At 41.5% G+C, this 19,874-nt stretch carries 10 protein-coding genes and 4 pseudogenes; 3 read left to right on the forward strand and 11 right to left on the reverse strand.

Annotated elements, in window-relative coordinates; translation table 11 throughout:
- Positions 1 to 44: 44 nt before the first annotated feature.
- From V7K60_RS25565 to V7K60_RS25575, 3 genes and pseudogenes are all read right to left on the reverse strand, one after another.
- The gene (locus V7K60_RS25565; protein ID WP_334929569.1) at positions 45 to 1,058 is read right to left on the reverse strand and encodes a zinc-dependent alcohol dehydrogenase family protein; all 1,014 of its coding nucleotides are present in this window, start codon (positions 1,056 to 1,058) and stop codon (positions 45 to 47) included.
- Between the two features lie 177 nt (positions 1,059 to 1,235).
- The gene (locus V7K60_RS25570; RefSeq protein ID WP_334929570.1) at positions 1,236 to 2,258 is read right to left on the reverse strand and encodes a tetratricopeptide repeat protein; all 1,023 of its coding nucleotides are present in this window, start codon (positions 2,256 to 2,258) and stop codon (positions 1,236 to 1,238) included.
- A 254-nt stretch (positions 2,259 to 2,512) separates the two neighbouring features.
- Positions 2,513 to 2,647: pseudogene (locus V7K60_RS25575) on the reverse strand (ATP-binding protein); the annotation flags it as partial.
- A 275-nt stretch (positions 2,648 to 2,922) separates the two neighbouring features.
- On the opposite strand from V7K60_RS25575, the gene V7K60_RS25580 reads away from it, so the two are divergent.
- From V7K60_RS25580 to V7K60_RS25590, 3 genes are all read left to right on the forward strand, one after another.
- Positions 2,923 to 4,803, forward strand: coding sequence for an ABC transporter ATP-binding protein (locus V7K60_RS25580; RefSeq protein ID WP_334929571.1), 1,881 nt, complete (start codon positions 2,923 to 2,925; stop codon positions 4,801 to 4,803).
- A gap of 109 nt (positions 4,804 to 4,912) precedes the next feature.
- Entirely contained in the window at positions 4,913 to 6,337 is a 1,425-nt protein-coding gene (locus V7K60_RS25585; RefSeq protein WP_334929572.1) for an ATP-binding protein, read from the forward strand.
- A gap of 189 nt (positions 6,338 to 6,526) precedes the next feature.
- Complete coding sequence (locus tag V7K60_RS25590; protein WP_334929574.1) at positions 6,527 to 12,652, forward strand: nSTAND1 domain-containing NTPase; 6,126 nt, start codon at positions 6,527 to 6,529, stop codon at positions 12,650 to 12,652.
- A gap of 44 nt (positions 12,653 to 12,696) precedes the next feature.
- Here the strand turns inward: V7K60_RS25590 and V7K60_RS25595 are convergent, their stop codons facing one another.
- From V7K60_RS25595 to V7K60_RS25630, 8 genes and pseudogenes are all read right to left on the reverse strand, one after another.
- Positions 12,697 to 13,335 carry an acetoacetate decarboxylase family protein gene (locus V7K60_RS25595; protein ID WP_334929576.1) on the reverse strand — a complete coding sequence of 213 codons (639 nt, stop codon included), beginning with the start codon at positions 13,333 to 13,335 and terminating at the stop codon, positions 12,697 to 12,699.
- A gap of 119 nt (positions 13,336 to 13,454) precedes the next feature.
- Entirely contained in the window at positions 13,455 to 15,383 is a 1,929-nt protein-coding gene (dnaK, locus tag V7K60_RS25600; protein WP_334929578.1) for a molecular chaperone DnaK, read from the reverse strand.
- 823 nt (positions 15,384 to 16,206) lie between these two features.
- The gene (locus tag V7K60_RS25605) at positions 16,207 to 16,359 is read right to left on the reverse strand and encodes a hypothetical protein (protein ID WP_334929580.1); all 153 of its coding nucleotides are present in this window, start codon (positions 16,357 to 16,359) and stop codon (positions 16,207 to 16,209) included.
- 82 nt (positions 16,360 to 16,441) lie between these two features.
- A pseudogene (locus V7K60_RS25610) lies at positions 16,442 to 16,915 on the reverse strand (photosystem I reaction center subunit XI).
- Positions 16,910 to 17,726: pseudogene (gene psaB, locus V7K60_RS25615) on the reverse strand (photosystem I core protein PsaB); the annotation flags it as partial. The pseudogenes V7K60_RS25610 and psaB, both read right to left, overlap by 6 nt.
- Positions 17,727 to 17,733: 7 nt before the next feature.
- Positions 17,734 to 18,252 (reverse strand): annotated as a pseudogene (psaA, locus tag V7K60_RS25620) (photosystem I core protein PsaA); the annotation flags it as partial.
- A gap of 25 nt (positions 18,253 to 18,277) precedes the next feature.
- Positions 18,278 to 18,658 carry a response regulator gene (locus V7K60_RS25625; protein WP_334929582.1) on the reverse strand — a complete coding sequence of 127 codons (381 nt, stop codon included), beginning with the start codon at positions 18,656 to 18,658 and terminating at the stop codon, positions 18,278 to 18,280.
- 583 nt (positions 18,659 to 19,241) lie between these two features.
- Positions 19,242 to 19,418, reverse strand: coding sequence for a response regulator (locus tag V7K60_RS25630; protein WP_334929584.1), 177 nt, complete (start codon positions 19,416 to 19,418; stop codon positions 19,242 to 19,244).
- Positions 19,419 to 19,874: the final 456 nt, after the last annotated feature.

The following is a 19,874-nucleotide window of genomic DNA, read 5'->3' on the forward strand; positions in this document are numbered from 1 at the left end:
GGGGTTTAAACCTCACTTGAAACATAAAATTAAACTCTTTAAAATTACGAATTACGAATTACGACTTTACCAAAGTGAGCCGCACTTTTAAGGTAATGATAAGCCTCCCGCGCTTCAGTAAAGGGAAAAACTCGATCAATAATTGGTTTGATTTGATGCTGTTGCATCGCCTGATTCATCGCCTCAAACATTTCTCTACTGCCAACATAAATTCCCTGAACTGTTAAACTCTTAAAAAGTATTGGCATGGGGTCAATTTCATCTCCTCTGCCAGATAATACGCCAATCAAATTAATACGTCCTCCAATGCGGACTGCTTGTAGCGATTTTGGCAGAGTCCCTGCACCCCCTACCTCAATTAGATGATCTACACCCGTGTGATTGGTTAATTGATAAACTTGCTTTTCCCAATCTGGTGTTGTTTTGTAGTTGATTGTTTCGTCAGCACCAAGCTGTTTGGCTCGTGCCAATTTCTCATCACTGCTAGAAGTAATAATCGCTCTCGCACCATGTATCTTGGCAAACTGGAGAGCAAAAATTGAAACTCCTCCAGTACCGAGTAATAAAACACTATCACCTGCACCAATATTGCCTTTTGTTACAAGTCCGTGCCAAGCTGTGACTGCTGCACAGGGTAAAGTTGCGCCTTCAATGTAGGATAGGTAATCAGGTAATATCACTAAACCATCTTGGTGTAATAAGACATACTTAGCTAGCATTCCATCGATACCGCCTCCGAGATCGGATTTCATTTTCTCTTTGGTTAAAGAGGCATAAATCCAGTCTTGGAAGAAAATACCAGCGACGCGATCGCCTATTTTTACCCGTGTCACACCTTCCCCCACTGCCACAACTTCTCCCGCACCGTCAGACATGGGAATTAACGGATATTTCTGTCCAGCACCGTAAGCTCCTTCAATAACCAGCAGATCCCGATAATTTAAGGATGTTGCCTTGACTTGAATCAGAACTTGTCCAGGTGCGGGTTTTGGTTCAGGGCGATCGACTAATGCCAGGGCATCAATCCCGGCGTTGCTTTGAATTTCGTAAGCTTTCATAGATGTCCTTGTTCTAGCTACAACTTTGGTATTGTAGCTAGGGTAAAAAAGAATCTAGAGACGTAGCACTTGCTACGTCTCTACAAAGCTTCTGGATAACGCATATTTAATTTCACTAGTAGGGTTGCCCTCATCCCCTAACCCCTTCTCCCATATTGGGAGAAGGGGAACTGGACGCTACAGAGAATCTATGAACTGATGTACTTTTTCTAAAAGTGGCTGATATTCAATTTGCTCTGCTAACTCTTGGGCATTTTGGTAGCACGATCGCGCCATTTTTTTGCGTTTCGTGGTGGCGTAAACGCTTCCCATATTTAACAAAGTTGAAATTTCTCCGAGATTATCGCCCAGTTCTTGATAAATCACAATGGCTTGCTTGTAGAACTTCATTGCTTGGCGATGCTCTGCCAGGGTGCTGTAGGTAAAACCAATGTTGTGAAGGGTTGTTGCTTCACCAGAGCGATCGCTAATTGCTCGACGTGTCAAAAGAACTTGATTGTAGAGCAATAGTGCTTGTTTGGATTTTCCTAAATCATGATAGACAGAAGCAATATTATTCAAAGTGGTTGCTTCAGCAAGCAAATTCTTCACAGCTCGTTGAATTGGCAGTGCTGCTTGAAAAAATTCTAGCGCTTGCTCAAACTTGCCTAAGACATTGTAGGCAAATCCAATGCCATTGAGCGTTGTTGCTTCACCAGAAAAGTCACCTAACAATCGCCGCATCCTCAAAATTTGGTGTTGTAGCAACAGTGCCCGTTTTGGTTCTCCTAAGCGGGTATAAATTAGGGCTACATCATTGAGAGTAGAAACTTCACTTTGAGTATCTTGCGATCGCCTAAAGATTGGCAGTGTTTTGTCAAAATATTTCAACGCTTGCGAAAAGCGTCCAAGATGGCTGTAGGTAGAACCCAGATTGCTAAGTGCAGTTGCCTCTGCTGGCGTGTTGCCAATTTCAATAGCAACCGAAAGCGCCTGATGAAAGCGCTCTAATGCTTTTTGAGGTTGCCAGCAACTGAGGTGAGCTAAACCGAGGTCGTTTAATGTATAACCTTCTCTAGCTCGGTCTGGAATTGCTCTAGCCAAGTGTAAATTTTTGGTTGCAAGATCGAGAGATTCTTGAAATTTCCCCTGTTGGTAGTAGCGGTTTGCTTCGTCACGACGTTGTTCCCATTCTTTGACTTGATTTAAAGGTTGCGTCATCTGACCTCAGTTGCATTCTGCGATAAGTAGGTAGGACATCTCTTGGGAATGAACCCCTCTTAGGTTTCCCAAATTTTAACCTTGATCTTCTATCTTTAGATATAAGACGTAAACAAATAAGTATGCTGTTTTCCATACTTAATAGGAATATTTATGAAGCAATTAATACAAATACTGTAGGGGCGCATAGCAGTGCGCCCTCAGATTCCCAACTTTTGAAATAAATCGGGAATCTTGTTGTTACATCGCTATTTTCAACTCAACCGTTGCCGCAACCACAAGCCCAGTAAAGGCAATGCCATTTGATAACCTTGCTCGGCATTATAAATCAAACCCTTGTGCTGTAACCCAGTCAGCGCACCCTGAAGGCTTCCACCCCTTGAAAATCCTTATGTTTAGCAGTTGGTTCGCCAATGATTCTGTGGCCTGCGGTTGTGAATCGTTTTGATCCGCCAAATTAAATTAAACAATGGCAACATTTCTGGGTAGAGGACTAATAGTTTTAAGATTGCAAAATGTGAAGGGAATCATCCAAATCTTGAGGAATATCGGGTCTTAGTAGTAGTCTTGCAGTTTCTATCTCAGGCATGGTATCAGAGTAGGAAGATAAACGCTACTTTAAACAAGCGTGTTTTTTTCCAAACATTAATATAATGCTCTTACTATGAGCATCTACCAATCTCTCAAAAAATCTTATACACCAGATCGTCGGCGTGAAAATGACTGGCGGTTATTTTTGCGTTTGGTGCCTTATGCCCGTCGTAACGGACGGCTACTGGCGCTGTCGATGTGCCTACTCGTACCGATCGCACTAGCTAATGCCGTACAACCTTTCTTGATTGGCCAGGTAATTTCCCTGATTCGTAACGAACCAAGCACTTACGAATTTTTCAGGAATCGTCCCTTCTCGCAAGGGCTGAATATCCTAGAGGGATTACTGGTAATTGCGATCGCAATCCAATTGATGTTGACAGGTTTCCAAGGTTATATAGTCCAAAAGCTAGGGCAACAAATCACCGCAGCAATTCGCCAAGACTTATTTCAGCATGTAACATCTCTAGCAGTGCGCTTTTTTGACCGCACACCCGTAGGTAAATTAATTACCAGAATCACCAGCGATGTGGAAGTGCTAGGCGATGTCTTTTCTACTGGGGCAGTTGGCATTATATCCGATTTGTTTTTAATGCTGGTGACTTTGAGTTTAATGTTTTCTATCCAGTGGCAACTTTCTTGCTTGCTGGTATTGATGCTGTTACCAACTAGCTGGGTAATTATTTTCATTCAAAGACAGTACCGCAAAGCCAATTACAAAGGGCGAGAAGAACTTTCGATCCTGAATTCACAGCTACAAGAAAATGTGCTTGGTATTAACGTCGTGCAGTTGTTCCGTAGAGAAAAATTTAATGCCGAATTATTTCGTGCTACGAACAGCAACTACACTCAGCAAATGGATAAAACCATCTTTTATGATTCATTTGTTTCAGCAACCTTAGAATGGATTGGACTGATTGCGATCGCAGCTGTTTTGTGCGTCGGTGGTTGGTTACTGTTGGAAAAAAACTTGACTTTCGGGACTTTATCTACATTTGTATTGTATGCCCAGCGATTATTTGACCCTTTAAGGGCTTTTGCAGAAAAATTTACAGTAATTCAAGCTGGTTTCACTGCCATTGAACGCGTAGGCGATATATTAGATGAACCGATAGAAATTCGCGATCGCGCCAATGTCCGCTTCTCAATATTTGATGCAAAATTTGGCTACATCGACGAAATCCTGGCAAATCTAGAATCCCCAGACCTCACTTCTCCCCCAGAACTGGGAGAGATTCGTTTTGATCACGTCTGGTTTGCTTACAAAAACGATGATTACGTAATTAAAGACTTAGATTTCACCATTCATCCTGGTGAAAAAATTGCATTAGTTGGCCCCACTGGTGCAGGTAAAACTTCGATTATCCGTCTTTTGTGCCGCCTCTACGAACCCACTCAAGGACGCATTCTCATAGATGGCGTAGACATTCGGGAAGTACCACAAGCAGAACTGCGGCGTTACATGGCAGTAATTTTACAAGAAGGCTTTTTGTTTGCTGGCGATGTTAAAAGCAACATTTCTTTAGGAGATGGCTACACCATTGAACAGATTCAACAAGCAGCAGAAGAAACCAACATTGCCCAGTTTATAGAAGAATTACCCCAAGGTTATGATACTCAACTTCGAGAACGGGGCACAAATATTTCTAGTGGTCAAAAGCAACTTTTAGCCTTTGCACGGGCTGCCATTCGCAATCCACAAATTTTGGTACTAGATGAGGCTACCGCTAGTTTGGATGTTGGTACAGAAGCTTCAGTTCAAGAGGCATTAAACCAGCTTTTGCTCAGACGTACCGCTATTATTATTGCTCACCGCTTGTCTACAATTCGCAATGTAGACCGGATTTTTGTTCTCAAGCGTGGCGAATTAATCGAACAGGGAAGTCATGAACAACTACTGCAACAAGGAGGGCTTTATGCCACTTTACATAACTTGCAGATGTTGGGAAGTTAGAGGATAGATAGTCAAAAACTCATATTTTATCCAAAAATAACTTAATTTTGCGGAATATGTAACAGAGTTTGTGTTGACAATAAAGAAAAGCTTTGTTGTGACGTAGTTAATGAAACTGGATTTACAGAAGTTTTATCAGGCTTGCAACCCTAGCAAGACTTTGGCTGTAGAAAATGCCGAGGATCGAAAGTACTATATTGATTTTTCCTCAGTGCGCGGTGGCAGGATTATTGAGGAGTTGAGGGAGAATATTACATTTTTCTCACCTGAAGGCCCTACCTGCGAATTATTTACAGGCCACATCGGCTGCGGCAAATCTACAGAATTGCTCAGGCTGAAAGCAGAATTAGAGCAATCAGACTTTCATGTAGTATATTTTGAATCCAGTCAAGACATGGAAATGGGTGATGTTGATATCAGTGATATTTTATTAAGCGTAGCTCGCCGAGTTAGTGAAAGTCTTGATAGCTTAGAAAAACTGGAAATTCCTGAACCCCAAGGTCTGAAGAGAATACTTCAAGGAGCCGCTAAACTGTTGATGACAGAAGTTGAAGTTTCTGCCGAAGCATCAATTCCTGGCATTGGTAAAGTTTCTGCGAGTACTGAGGGTAAGTTTGCCGCCGAAGCGAAAATTCCAGGTATTGGAGAGCTGAAAGCCAATGAGAAAGAAGGAGTATCAGTGGTGGCGCTAGGCATTGGCAAAATTACAGCCAAAGCCAAAAATAGCCCTGAACTTCGCAACAAGTTAAGAGAATATTTAGGGCCGCGCACAAAAGGCATTATAGATGTAATTAATGACGAACTACTCGAACCTGCCATAGTTAAACTGAAGCAACACGGCAAAAAAGGACTAGTGGTAATTGTCGATAATCTTGATCGCGTTGAGACTGCTAACAAGTCTTGGGGACGACCACAGCCGGAATATCTATTTGTAGATCGGGGAGAACAATTAACTCAACTCAAGTGCCACGTAGTTTACACCATGCCTTTAGAGTTGATGTTTTCCAACGATTTGAGCAGGTTAACACAGCGATTTATGGTTTATCCAAAAGTATTACCTATGGTACCAGTGCAATTACGCGATGGCAGTGAATGCGCTGAAGGTCTGGCACTATTGGCACAAATGATACTAGCAAGAGCTTATCCTGATAATCAGCCAGAGGAGCGCCTCGGCTGGATTACAGAGATTTTTGATACTCCAGAAACACTAGAAAGACTCTGCCGCATTAGTGGCGGTCATGTCCGCGAATTACTCAGACTGCTTAACGATTGGATCAAAAAGGAAAGAAAACTACCTTTATCGCGTGCGGGGTTAGAAACTGTAATTAGAGCCTACTGCAATCAAATGACCTTAGCAATCACAGATGATGAGTGGAATTTGTTGCGCCAAGTACAACAGCGGAAATGGGTAAGCGGCGATGATGGATACCGAGTTTTGGTACACAGTCGGTTCGTCTATGAGTACCGAGACACTCAGGGGTCTTGGTTTGAAATTAATCCGATTTTGGCAGAAGCACCAGGGTTGCAGCTTTAAGTTAAGAGTTAGAAGTAGAGACGCGATTAATCGCGTCTGTACAAGAGTTATTATTCTCCCCCTGCTCCCAATACGCTTGGGTTAAGCTTTTTTCTCTCTCCTGTTTCCCCTGACTGCTCTAACAGATAAATTTCCTTAACCCAAGCTGCCCCTGCTCCCACTCTCCCCATCTATAAGCGAGGTCTAGTCATGAGCGATCCACAGCCACTCGCAATCAACAACGAAAATTCTTTACAAGAATTAGCATGGGCGATCGCTACTTCTCAAGAAGAATTTTCCCTGATTTTGGCACTTTGTAATGGAGCTAGTTTGCGAAGGCGTTTGGTGCAAAGTCTGCAAGCATCGAGCGATTTGAAAATTCGGGAGATAGTTTTGGATAAGTCGATTAAAACATTTTTCCAAACTATCCAAAATTTACTCGGTTCTGAGCATCCCCAGGCGCTGGTAGTATCTGGTTTAGAATCGGTCAGCAAGCTAGAACAAGTGCTGAGTGGTGCGAATCAGGTCAGGGAGGAGTTTAGAAAAAACTTTCACTTCCCGTTGGTGTTGTGGGTAACGGATGACGTGCTGCACAAACTCATGCGATTAGCACCAGATTTACACAGTTGGAGTACTATCGTTGAATTTGCGATCGCCACTAATGATTTAATTGATTTTATCCAGCAAACTGCTGATGAAGTCTTTGAAAAAGTTTTAGCGGCTGGTGCAGGCAGATATCTCGATAGTACGGCGCTGAATTTACAAGTTGGCTCTCCACGCCGAGTTGAGTTGGAGTCAGCATGGCATGATTTACAAAATCGTCGTTTGAGTTTGAATCCAGAACTGGAAGCGAGTTTAGAATTTATGCTAGGTCGGGCGAATTCTAGTTCACTGGAATTGTCAGGGCAATATTACGAGCGTAGTTTAGCACTTTTTGTCAACGATTCTCCATCACCCCGCTTCCTAGAACGACGCGCCTGTTTACTCTACTCTCTAGGACTTTGGTGGCGTACCTATGCAGTGTTACATCACCCCAAACGCGATCGTGCTATTGGTTTTGCTAAAAATTATTTTCAGGAATGTATTGAGGTATTTGAGCAAGCTAATCGCCAAGATTTGGTAGCTAAATTTATCAACGCTTTGGGTTCTGTACTGCAAGATTTGCAACAGTGGGAAGAGTTGGAGGTTGTTGCTAACAAAGCAATTGTGTTGCATCAAACCTATCCTAATCAGTTTAAACTAGCCAGAGCTTATAGCTTTCTGGCTGAGGTGCTAATTGCTAAATCCGCTTGGAATGAGGCAAAGCAAACAGCCGAACAAGCGCTTTCTCTGCTGGATAGCGTGCAAATAGATACATCTGCGCCAGTCTCAGAGGAGATGAAAGCAGATTTAGATTGGGAAAGGTCGTATCATCAGGGTTGGTATTTGTTTGCGTTAGCGCGATCGCAATCTGCACTCAATCAACCAGAAGCAGCACTGCAAACTTTAGAAACTGCCAAAGCAGAAACCAAAGCTCAATACGATCCAGAACTTTATATTCAGATTTTGGCAGAGTTACGAGCAAACTACTTTCAAAAAGGTGAATATCGAACTGCATTTCATCTTAAACAAGAACAGCGATCGCTTGAACAGCAATATGGTTTCCGTGCTTTCATTGGTGCAGGTAGGTTACAAGCACAACAAACAGTAAATAACCCGGCTTTAGCATCCGTTGAACAACAAGAAACAGTAGCCACAGAAATCGCTGCTTCTGGAAGACAGCAAGATATTAATCGTCTCATTGAGCGCATGGGTCAACATGACCGCAAACTAACAATTATTCATGGGCAATCAGGTGTTGGTAAAAGTTCAATTTTACAGGCTGGATTAATCCCGGCATTGAAACAGAGATCCATTGGTGTTCGTGATGTTTTGCCTGTTTTACAGCAAGTTTATCCAGATTGGATTATAGAATTAGGCAACCGTTTACGAGATGCTATTTCTGATTTACCGCGCATTCCTTATGAAGGCAGAAGCTATGAATACTCTCCTCCCTTAAGAGAAGACACAGCAGGGGAAAAGTCTATCCTCAATCAATTAGAAAAACATGACGATTATAACCTACTGACAGTTTTAATCTTTGATCAATTTGAAGAATTTTTCTTCATTTATAATGATCCAAGCAATAGACGAAAATTTTACGAATTTTTACGTGACTGTCTAGATATACCTTATATAAAGGTTATCTTGTCTTTACGCGAAGATTATCTACATTATTTATTAGAATGCAATAATCGGCTGGCAAACTTTGATGTTATTAGTAACAATATTTTAGATAAAGATATTCTCTACCATTTGGATAACTTTTCATTAGAAGACGCTAAATTAATTATTCAAAACTTAACTCAAAAAAGCCAGTCAGTTTTAGAAGCACCATTAATTGATGAATTGGTGAAGGATTTAGCTAGAGACTTAGGCGAAGTACGCCCCATTGAATTGCAAGTAGTAGGAGCGCAATTACAAACAGAAAAAATAACAAAGCTAGAACAGTATCAGCAACATGGTCCTAAAGAAAGCTTTGTTGGGCGATTTTTAGAAGAAATTGTCCAAGACTGCGGTTCTGATAATGAACAGATAGCCAAACTAGTTTTATATTTACTCACAGATGAAAAGAATACCCGCCCTTTAAAAACTCGTGCTGATTTGGAATTAGAGTTAGATGTAAAAACTGAAAAACTCGACTTAGTTTTAGAAATATTAGTGAAATCAGGGTTAGTGCTAAGGGTACCAGCATCACCTGCTGACCGCTATCAACTAGTACATGACTATTTAGTGCCATTTGTGCGCCAGCAACAATCAGCTAGATTAATTGCTGAGTTGGAAAACGAGAGAAAGCAACGAAAGCTAACAGAAGAAAAGCTGAATGAAGTTCTTAAGCAGCAACTACTAGAAACACGTCGCGGATTGCTTTGGAAAGTATCACTAGGAACAATCGCTGGAGCATTAACAATATTCTTACCTGTGGTGTTGATAAGTCAAAATAATAGCCAACTCATATCTACAAGTACAGAAGCAAAAGGGCTACTAAAATCGAATCAAGATTTAGAGGCGCTGGTCAAAAGTATAAAAGCAGGTAAACGACTGCAACAGTGGTGGTCAGTTGGAGTAAAACCCGAAACTGAAATGCAGGTAAAGACTGCATTACAAGATGCAGTTTATACCATAAATGAGCGTAACAGTTTAGAAGGACATAGTGATACTGTCACGAGCGTTAGTTTTAGTCCTGACGGTAAGATGGTAGCTTCTGGCAGTGCAGATGGCATGGTGATAATTTGGAATCGCAATGGTAGAAAAATCAAAGATTTTAAAGCCCACGAAAAGAAGATTACTAGGCTTTGCTTCAGTCCCAACAGTCAAAACATACTTACTGCAAGTGAAGATAAAACTTTTAAATTGTGGAGGTTAGAAAATAAAGAAATTACCACTTTCAAAGGGCATGAAGACGAGATTACTAGTTTTAGCTTCAGCCCTGATGGTCAGAAAGTGATTTCTGGAAGTAAGGACAAAACTTTAAGACTTTGGAATTTGGATGGACAAGAAATAAAAATTTTCACAGGACATAAGCAGAGCATTAGCAGTGTCAGTTTCAGCCCTGATGAAAAGATAATTGCTTCTGCTAGCGAAGAAGATAAGATGATTAAATTATGGAGTATGGATGGTAAAGCATTCAAAACATTGAATCGTGCAGGTGATAGAGTCAATTTTAGCCCCGATGGTCAAACTATTGTTATACAAAATAACGGTGATATTATACTAAGGCGTCTTGACGGCTTTTTTCTTAAGTCGTTTGTTTTTCCGTTGGCTGTTAATAGCGAGAGTCTAGTTTTTAGCCGTAATGGTCAGACTATTTACAAGGCTGATTTATCCCAAGAAACCCTAAGCGCATCAATTTTAAAGATTGACACTAAAAACACAGTTAACTTTAATTTTACAGGACATAGAAATACAGTCACTAGTGTTAGCTTCAGCCCTGATATTAAGATGCTTGCTTCTGGAAGCGAGGACAAAACTGTAAAACTCTGGAGTCTGGAAAGCAGAAATTTCCAAACTTTTAATAGAACTGATTCGGGTAAGGAAGTGAATGAAGTCAGTTTCAGTCCTAATGGTCAGATAGTTGCCTCTATTAATAATAAAGAAGTAAAACTGTGGCAACGTGATGGCATTCTAAAGACAACCTTGCCAGAAAGTAATTCAAAAATAATTTTTAGTATCGATACCCATAAATTAGTTTCTGCCAGTCAGGTTAACACATTGCAACTTTGGCAGCAGAATGATACTTTTATCAAAAGTTACCAGGGTCAATTTATTAATGGCAGTTTCAGCCCCGATAAACGAACAATTGCTTTAGTAAGGAATGATAATACTGTAGAACTATCCTCAACTGATGGCAAGCTAATTAAAATTCTCCAAGGTCACAAAGATAAGGTATACCAGATTAGCTTCAGTCCAAATGGAGAAACTCTTGCCACAGCTAGTAAAGATAAAACTATCAAACTCTGGCGTCCCAATGGAAAACTTATTAATACTCTTAATAGACTGAATAAAGTATCTCAGATTAACTTCAGCCCAGATGGAGAAACTCTTGTCACCGCTAGTGAACATAAAACTATTAAACTCTGGCGTCGCAATGGAACACTTATTACCACCCTTAATGGTGATATCCAAAATATCGGTTTCAGTCGTAATAGCAAAACGTTGGCTATTTTGGACAACGATAACACTGTAAAATTTCTGACGAGGGACGGGAAATTAATTAAGAGTTTGAAATCTAATCAGAAAATATCAGTAAAATTTAGCTCTGATGGAGAGATAATAGCTATTAATAATCTAGTACAAAATGAGACGGAGAATATATCAGAATTATGGCGTATGGATGGTAATTTCCTCGCAAAGCTTCAGAATAAGGACAAAAACCGATATATTGAAGCCTTAGATTTTACGCCTGATAGTCAGATAATTCTTGGTTCCAATGATAATAACAAAATATATTTTTGGAAGCGTGATGGATCTCTTTTCTCAACTTTTGAAAAAAATGTAAGTATTTTTAGTCCTGATTACCAAACTTTGGTTACTCTTGAAGACAAGGACAAGGTAAAGCTTTGGAAGCGTGATGGCACACCAATTAGAACTATTCAAGTAAAAAGTCAAAAGGCAAATTTAGGCAATAGATATTCATCAAATTTCAAGTTCAGCCCAGACGGTCAAATTTTAGTGATCTCAACAAATTTTGGAAGTGTAGAACTGTGGCGGATTGACGGTACTTTCCTCAAAAGTTTCGATTGTCTTCCAAATAAAAATATTGAGCAGTTTGATGATGATAATTTCTGCAACGAGCAACCGCCGCTGAGTTTTAGTTCAGATAGTAAAACCTTAGCTATCCGCACTAATAAGAATGAAGTGCAATTCTGGGGAATTAATGGCAACGCTAAGACAAAAGTAAAACTGTTAAAAACTATCAAGGGACAAAGTAATCGCGTTGAAAGGATAGAGTCTATCCCTAATAGCAATAAAATAGCAATTTTTGGGAGTGATGACGTAGTAAAACTCTGGCAGCTTCCTGAACAATCAGGCAAGGAAGCTCAACTATTAAAGACTTTGCCAGGACATAAAAGTTGGATAAAGAGTTTGAGTATCAGCCCCAAGAGTGGGATGATTGCTTCAGCAAGTGACGATAATACTGTGAAACTTTGGCGGCGTGATGGTACTCTGGTCTACACTTTCACTGGACATAAAAACAAGGTCAATAGTGTCAGTTTTAGCCCAGATAGTGAGCTAATTGCCTCAGCGAGTGATGACAAAACCGTTAAAGTCTGGCAACCAGATGGCAAAGTAATTAAATCTTTTGAAGAGCATGGTAACAAGGTAACAAGTGTGAGTTTCAGCCCCGATGGTAAAATCATTGCTTCTGCCAGTCAAGACAACACCATAAAACTTTGGAGTCTAGATAGCAAAAATAGTAAAAGTTCAGCCACTTTAAATTGTGATGAGCCTGTTACCAAAGTCAGTTTCAGCCCAGATGGCAAGATAATTGCCTCAGCTGGTGTGACAAAAGTGAAACTCTGGAGTATTGATGGTACTTTACTGACAACTTATGAGCGCTTTGGTAGCAGTGATGTCAGTTTTAGCCCAGATGGTAAGAGTATTGCATCTGGTGATTATGATGGTGTTTTGGTTTGGGATTTTGACTTAAATAAACTTCTCAAACGCGGTTGTGATGAGGCGCATGATTATCTGAAGAATAACCCAAAAGCAGAGAGCGATCGCTATCTCTGTGACGACATCTATAAACAAAAGTGAAAGCTCAAGGTGTTTTATTTTGAGTCAAATAAAACACCTTTAATTTAATCTAAAATTGATTGAGCTATCACTTTTGGCGCATTAACCTGCAAACTCATCTGCTCACAACGCACAGTTAACCAAGGTTGACCCAAACCTATGCCAGAAAAAGGACTTTCGGTGGGGATTTCTAACTTAGAACCAATCAAACCCAACACAGACTCCAATTCAGCAGGGAATATCAGCAAATCTGCACCCTTTGTGCTGAAACTAGAGGCACTTAACCGCTGTCTCCATGCCAAGCTTTGTTGATTATATTTAAGACTGCACAATTTCCGGTTTTCCTGATACACGGTAACATGGTTTCCTTGTTCCCAGGTAAACTTAGCTAGTTCCTTTGGTAATCCCCAAATTTCTCGACCACCAGCCACCGAATCAGCATTATCTACATAAATGTGAGAAATCCAAGCGCCGATTTTCCTCTGGTAATTAATCAAAGCTGGGACAACAACTAACTCACTATACTCCAGTACTGAGCCTGACCCGTAATTAGAGAGATACACGCTACCAAGGGTTTTACCAGGCCATACAGAAATAATTTCTAACTCTAAGGGAATCAAGGGGCGCACTTGGTCAATATTTACCAAATGCAGAGTTTGGATAGCATAACCTTGAAGTATCCAAGGTGCTTGTGGATATGGCATAAGAGATTAACCGGACTTTATAAAACTCCTAACTCTTTAAAAAAATCCCCACTCAGGCATTTGCCTGAGTGGGTAATATGACATCGAACAAAACAATCTTCCCAAAAGAACTAGAGAAATTATTTGCTCTCTGTAAAATCAGCGTCAATCACATCGTCGCCGTTACTAGAACTAGAGGAACTGCTACTATCTTGAGGTTCACCACCAGATGTAGCACCGGCACCAGCACCAGCACTGGCACTAGCACCAGCTTGTTGATAGATGTTGCTACCAACAGCGAATAACGCTTGTTGCAATTCTGGGGTGAGCTTCTTGATTTGCTCATCGTCTTCTTTAGCAACTGCTTCCCGCACTTCTTTCACTAAACCTTCGACTTTAGTCTTGTCAGCATCGGGAACTTTATCGCCCAATTCTTGTAACTGCTTTTCAGCTTGGTATGCCAAAGAATCGGCTTGGTTCTTGCGTTCAATCTTCTCACGCCGCTCTTTGTCAGATGAAGCGTTCTGTTCAGCTTCTTTCACCATCCGGTCAACGTCATTTTTATCCAGGGTAGAAGCGCCGGTTATGCTGATGGACTGTTCTTTACCAGTACCTTTGTCCTTAGCGGTGACGTTAAGGATACCATTAGCGTCAATGTCGAAGACCACTTCAATTTGAGGGACGCCACGTGGTGCAGGAGGAATACCATCGAGGCGGAAGGTTCCCAAGCTCTTGTTATCGTTAGAGAATTCGCGTTCACCTTGGAGGACGTGAATTTCTACGTTGGTTTGTCCATCCACAGCGGTGGAGAAGACTTCCGATTTCTTGGTGGGAATTGTGGTGTTGCGGGGGATAATTTTAGTCATCACGCCGCCCAATGTTTCCACACCCAAAGATAGGGGTGTCACGTCTAACAGCAAGATGCCAGTTACATCACCAGCCAGTACTCCGGCTTGAATGGCTGCACCAACTGCTACAACTTCATCAGGGTTAACGCTTTGGTTGGGGTCCTTACCCAATACCTGCTTCACAATCTGGTGAACTGCAGGAATCCGCGTAGAACCACCAACTAACACCACTTCATCAATATCGCCTTTGTTTAACTTGGCATCTCGGAGGGCGTTTTCCACAGGAATACGACAACGGTCGATTAAGTCAGAACAAAGTTCTTCAAACTGAGCGCGAGTTAGCGTTGTATCCAGGTGTTTGGGTCCATCCTGGGTAGCGGTGATAAATGGTAGGTTGATTTCTGCTTGGGTGACGCTAGAAAGCTCAATTTTGGCTTTTTCTGCGGCTTCCGTCAGACGTTGTAAAGCTTGTTTGTCTTTCCGCAGGTCAATACCTTCGGCTTTCTTGAACTTCTCAGCTAAGAAGTCAACTATTTTTTTATCGAAGTCGTCACCACCAAGGTGGGTATCACCAGATGTGGCTAGTACTTCAAAGACTCCATCTCCTACTTCCAGCACGGATACGTCGAAGGTACCACCACCAAGGTCAAATACTAAGATGGTTTCGTTACTCTTCTTGTCAAATCCATAAGCCAGAGAAGCAGCAGTAGGCTCGTTGATAATCCGCAGAACTTCAATCCCGGCAATTTTACCAGCGTCTTTTGTCGCTTGCCGTTGGGAGTCGTTGAAGTATGCAGGAACGGTGATTACAGCTTGGGTTACGGTTTCACCCAGGTATTTGCTGGCATCTTCAACTAGTTTGCGAAGAACTTTTGCAGAAATTTCTTCAGGAGCAAACGGTTTACCAGCTATTGGACAATCTAATTTGACATTGCCGTTGCTGCTGAGAACTTTGTAAGAAACTTCCGTAGCTTCGTTACCCACTTCATCGTAGCGGCGACCGATAAAGCGTTTGACCGAGTAAAACGTATTTTCGGGGTTCATCACCGCTTGGCGTTTAGCGATTTGCCCAACCAAGTTGTCGCCATTTTTCGCAAATGCGACTACTGATGGCGTTGTCCGAAAACCTTCAGCATTAGCAATTACTGTGGGTTTACCACCTTCCATCACTGCCACGCAGGAGTTCGTTGTTCCTAAGTCAATTCCAACTACTTTTGCCATTTTAGGTGCTGGCTCCGTATAACTACAAATGAATGAATGAGAATATAAAGCACTAAATTTTGAACTAACAGGGTCAAGAAATCAGCCAGTTCAGCATGAATACCTTTGATTTGGCTTTCCTGGGGTTAAAACTCCAGACTATGCTGATATATATACTGAAGCTTAGTGGTAGCCAGTCCATGAAGGGTGGTTTCCCGAACCTTGCTTGGGACGGTTAAACTAACTAAATTGTGTTTTTAGTTGGTTCATGGATTAATTTGTCTTCACTCTGTCTAATGTAAAAGAATTAATACTTTCAGTAATTAGGGTGAACCGTAACGTCCGAGTGGTGTTTGCCGTCTTTTGAGGCAATAAACTACAGAAGCGCTGAGAATAGAAGGAGGTTAAAAGGCGCGTAGGCGAGCATTTACCGCAGGCATCGCTTCCGTAATTCCGTATAATCGCCAATATTTAGTAGTTTTCATGGCTGTGATTTTGCTGCCATTGTCTCATCTACACCGTGGATGAGACAATGGTTGTGGCAATTACTTAGTGCCTTAGTAACCTAATTGATGATTAAAAGTAGGACTTCCTTATTGACAAATTAGACAAAAAATAAGTCAGTATAAATAGGAAAATAATATTTTTTATAAAAAATAATCAGCAGTCAACAAAACTGCTGATTTACTTATCAACTTCCGAACTTGTGATAAGCGTTTGTAACCCAGTTATAACTTATGATTCTGCGGTTGAATTTTGCTGTAGCAAAGTACGCGTTAACGCGCGTCGAAGAAGCATCATCCTATTCTTTAAAAGTAGGTGTGTTATGAATTCATTAGAAGGATCATACTTCATCTTGAGAACCTTCTTTTTGAATCCAGATAAATACTAAAGCAAACACTGGAAAAGGCAAGATATAGAATACTAAGGGAATCATTATCCAGGGTAGCCATGAAGCGGCATAATCACCTGTTAATTGTGTTATATCTACCATCATGTATTCTCCTCATGAATTCAAAGTTGAAAAATTTATGTAAGCCACCCTCTAGGTGTTTTCAAAATTCCAAAGACAAGCTTGATTAACTAGCATTAACCGCACCTCGCAAGATGGCATCTAAAGAATCAAAATTTTCTAGTAAAAAGTAGGCAAATATCGCGCCACCCATTGCACCAAAAAAAATTCCACCATTCAATTGACTCCATTCTTCACGAGTTCTTAGTGGTCTAAGCTGGTCTTTAGAATATGAATTATAAGCTCCTCTAGGGTTTCCTTGGAAAGTAGTGATTGCAAAAATTGAAATACTTAAACAAGCTGATACCGCTATATATATAGAGGTAATTAATCCACTGAGATTGGTTCCATGTGCCGATTCTCGCAGAGGGCCAACCACAACCTCTGGTTCAACTAGTAAATAACTATGAGACATGCCAATTTATAATCCTCGCATGAAAGGTGTTAACCTTTGACGGTAGGCTGGCAGATTATTAATGAAAGCCCTAACTAAGGGAGAATCATTGATAGGAGTGGATAGATTACCAATGGTGATCGCCATATCCGTCAACCACAAAGAGGAAGTCTGCGGATTGAAACCACCTAAAAAGGTGAGAATTGCTGTTCCTGCCCCTTGAGAACTATTAAATATATGGGCTGGCGTATCGGGATTTTGCGCGTATGCCCCCCAGTTCCCAGTAAAGAACGGTAGCAAGCCACTTGGGTGCGGTGGGGTAGACAAGAAATTATCCCAACCTACATGAATACCACGGGATTCTGGAATAGCAACGTGTATTAAGTGACCAGCCCAAGCCAAGGAACTCATACCAAACAAACCCGCTAAGTGGTAATTGAGGCGAGGTTCTGCACTCTTGAACCAAGCCAGGACGGAATCTGGGCTTTAAATGCAACGCGCCTGCAAACAAAAATACAGCTGCCAGCAAAACTAGGAAAATAGCCCCAGTATAAAGTTCATTATTCGTCCGCAACCCGATGGTGTACCACCAGTGATAAACACCGGAGTAGCAAATATCTACTGGGTTATGCGCTTCTGCTTGGGTGTAAGCTTCAATTGCCCTTGGTCCAAATTGGGCATCCCAAATCGCATGGGCGATGGGACAGATATGTATGGGGTCTTTAATCCATATTTCAAAGTTACCTTGCTAAGCAACGTGGAACAAAATTCCCGACGCCCACAGAAAGATAATTGCCAGATGACCAAAGTGAGAGGAAAAAATCCTTTGATAAAGATTTTCTTCCGTCATACCATCTTGACTTTCAAAATCGTGAGCTGTGGCGATCGCATACCAAACGCGTCGTGTCGTTGGATCTTGTGCAAGGCCTTGGCTAAATTTGGGGAATTTAGTCGCCATAGTTTTAATGGCATAGTACCCGATCCAGCACGTTGTTTAGATTTTTTTCTGGGTCGTAGTCCCGCACCATAAAAATCGCTGCGTGGGCTGCTGCGCCAACAATCAGGAAGCCTCCAATCCAGACATGGTGAGTGAATAGAGATACCTGTGTAGCATAATCAGTTGCCTGATAGGGATAGGGCGGCATCAAGTACATATGATGAGCAATGATAATGCTCAGAGAACCCAACATTGCCAGATTGATTGATAGTTGAGCGTGCCAGGAAGTTCTCAGAACTTCAAACAGACCTTTGTGACCAACAGACCCAATAAAGCTCAAGAATGGCAGCATGTTTGGAGTTCTGGCATCATCCAGCATTTCTTTAATACTGTGACCGATACCCCAATTAGTGCGGTACATGTGACCAGCAAAGATGAATAGCACTGCGATCGCTAAATGATGGTGTGCTACATCTGTTAACCACAAGCCGCCTGTCACAGGATTCAGACCGCCCTTGAAGGTGAGAAAATCAGCAAAATGTCCCCACACATTCTTCTTCAACTGTTGTTGATTATTGGTTCCAGCCCAGCACTGCTGAAACTTGGCTAGCTAAAGTTATTAAATCGAAAGGTTTAGCGATCGCAGTTCTTACCCCCAATTTGGTAAATTGTTCCTTAGACAATACTCTAGTCGTTAACAAAATTACAGGTATATCCTGGGTGACGGGGTTGTTCTGTAGTTGGTGCAAAATTGTCGATAAGTCTCTACCGGAGGCAAAAGTATCCAGATCGACAAGGATAACATCAACTTTTTGCGTCTTTGTTTTAACGATCACTTCATGTCCCGATTCAACTGTCAGTACCTCCCAGCCTTCTACTGTTTCCAAGCAAAGCTGAGTCACTTCCCGAATAGCATTTTTCTTCTCAATCAGTAAGATGCGTCGGGTTTTCACTATTAATATTTACCTTCTAGCTTGCGATTGCCAGCTTCTTCTCATAGGGTAGGCAAAAAATATGAAAAACTAATGAAGAATGATAAAGAAAAAGAAAAATAGTTACACATTCATGAGAGACAAGATCCCCGACAACTTTTACGAAGTCGGGGATCTTGAGGTTGCAATTCTCACAAATCAAATAGGATAGGACTTACGCACTATACAAATGCATCGTGATGTGAATTAACGATGCATAGGTTATTTCAAGCTTTTCTTAATTATCCTGCGATCGTAAATAGACCATGTTGTAGGGGCACAGGAATGCTCATAGGTGTCAACTTAAGCCTTGGCAAATGGAATTCGCGGCTATACAGGCTTTCGTCCACCTGCGCGGACTAACGTAAAATCAAGGTTTTGAAACCCAGGTCAGTGGGTTTTGTTTGTGTAGACGCGGTTTCTAACCGCCCGTTTCGCGTTAAGTTGACTATAGGATTGCTATATTAACGCCTGCACCACTTGTTCAGACAGAGTAAAGGGGGTCGTAAGGCTTAGTAATTACTGCCACCACTTTTAATTGAGTAAACTGACGCTGTTCAGCAGCCTATGCTTTTGCTGTTAATAAAATCACGGGAATATTCTGGGTTTCCGGATTTGCTTGCAGATTCTCCAACGTCGTCAAGCCATCCATATCTGGCATCATGACATCTAAGAGAATCACATCTGGATGTTCACAAGCAGCTTTGAGCAAACCTTCTCTACCAGAACCAGCTGTCAGCACTTCCCATTCATTAGTTATCTCTAAACATATCTAAGTGGTTTCTCGGATATCTTCTTCATCATCAATAATCAAGATGCGCTTGTTCATTTGTTATCCTATTTTGGATTTTAAATTTTAGATTTTGGTGAAGCAGCGCGGTTTTCTCCCTTGACGCTAGCCTCTTCCTATGGGAGAAGGGAAGACCATACTGCGCATAGCGCAAGCTGAGTCTTCTCCCAAGGGAGACCATGCCGCGCAACGAGCGTCTGGGGGTTTCCCTATGAGGCGTAACGCACTGTGGCCTTCAATCATGGTGCGTTACGGCTGATGCCTAACACACTCTACTGGCGTGGCAAGACTAAAATATTGCATTAGAATCACTTGTTTGATCGGGTTCAAAAATTGGATAAAGATGTTTAAGTTTGACACGAGCGTCTTCAGTAGTAAAACGCCAAATTACTTTACTAGCGGTACAGT

Source organism: Nostoc sp., assembly GCF_036917555.1.
Classification (GTDB): domain Bacteria; phylum Cyanobacteriota; class Cyanobacteriia; order Cyanobacteriales; family Nostocaceae; genus Nostoc.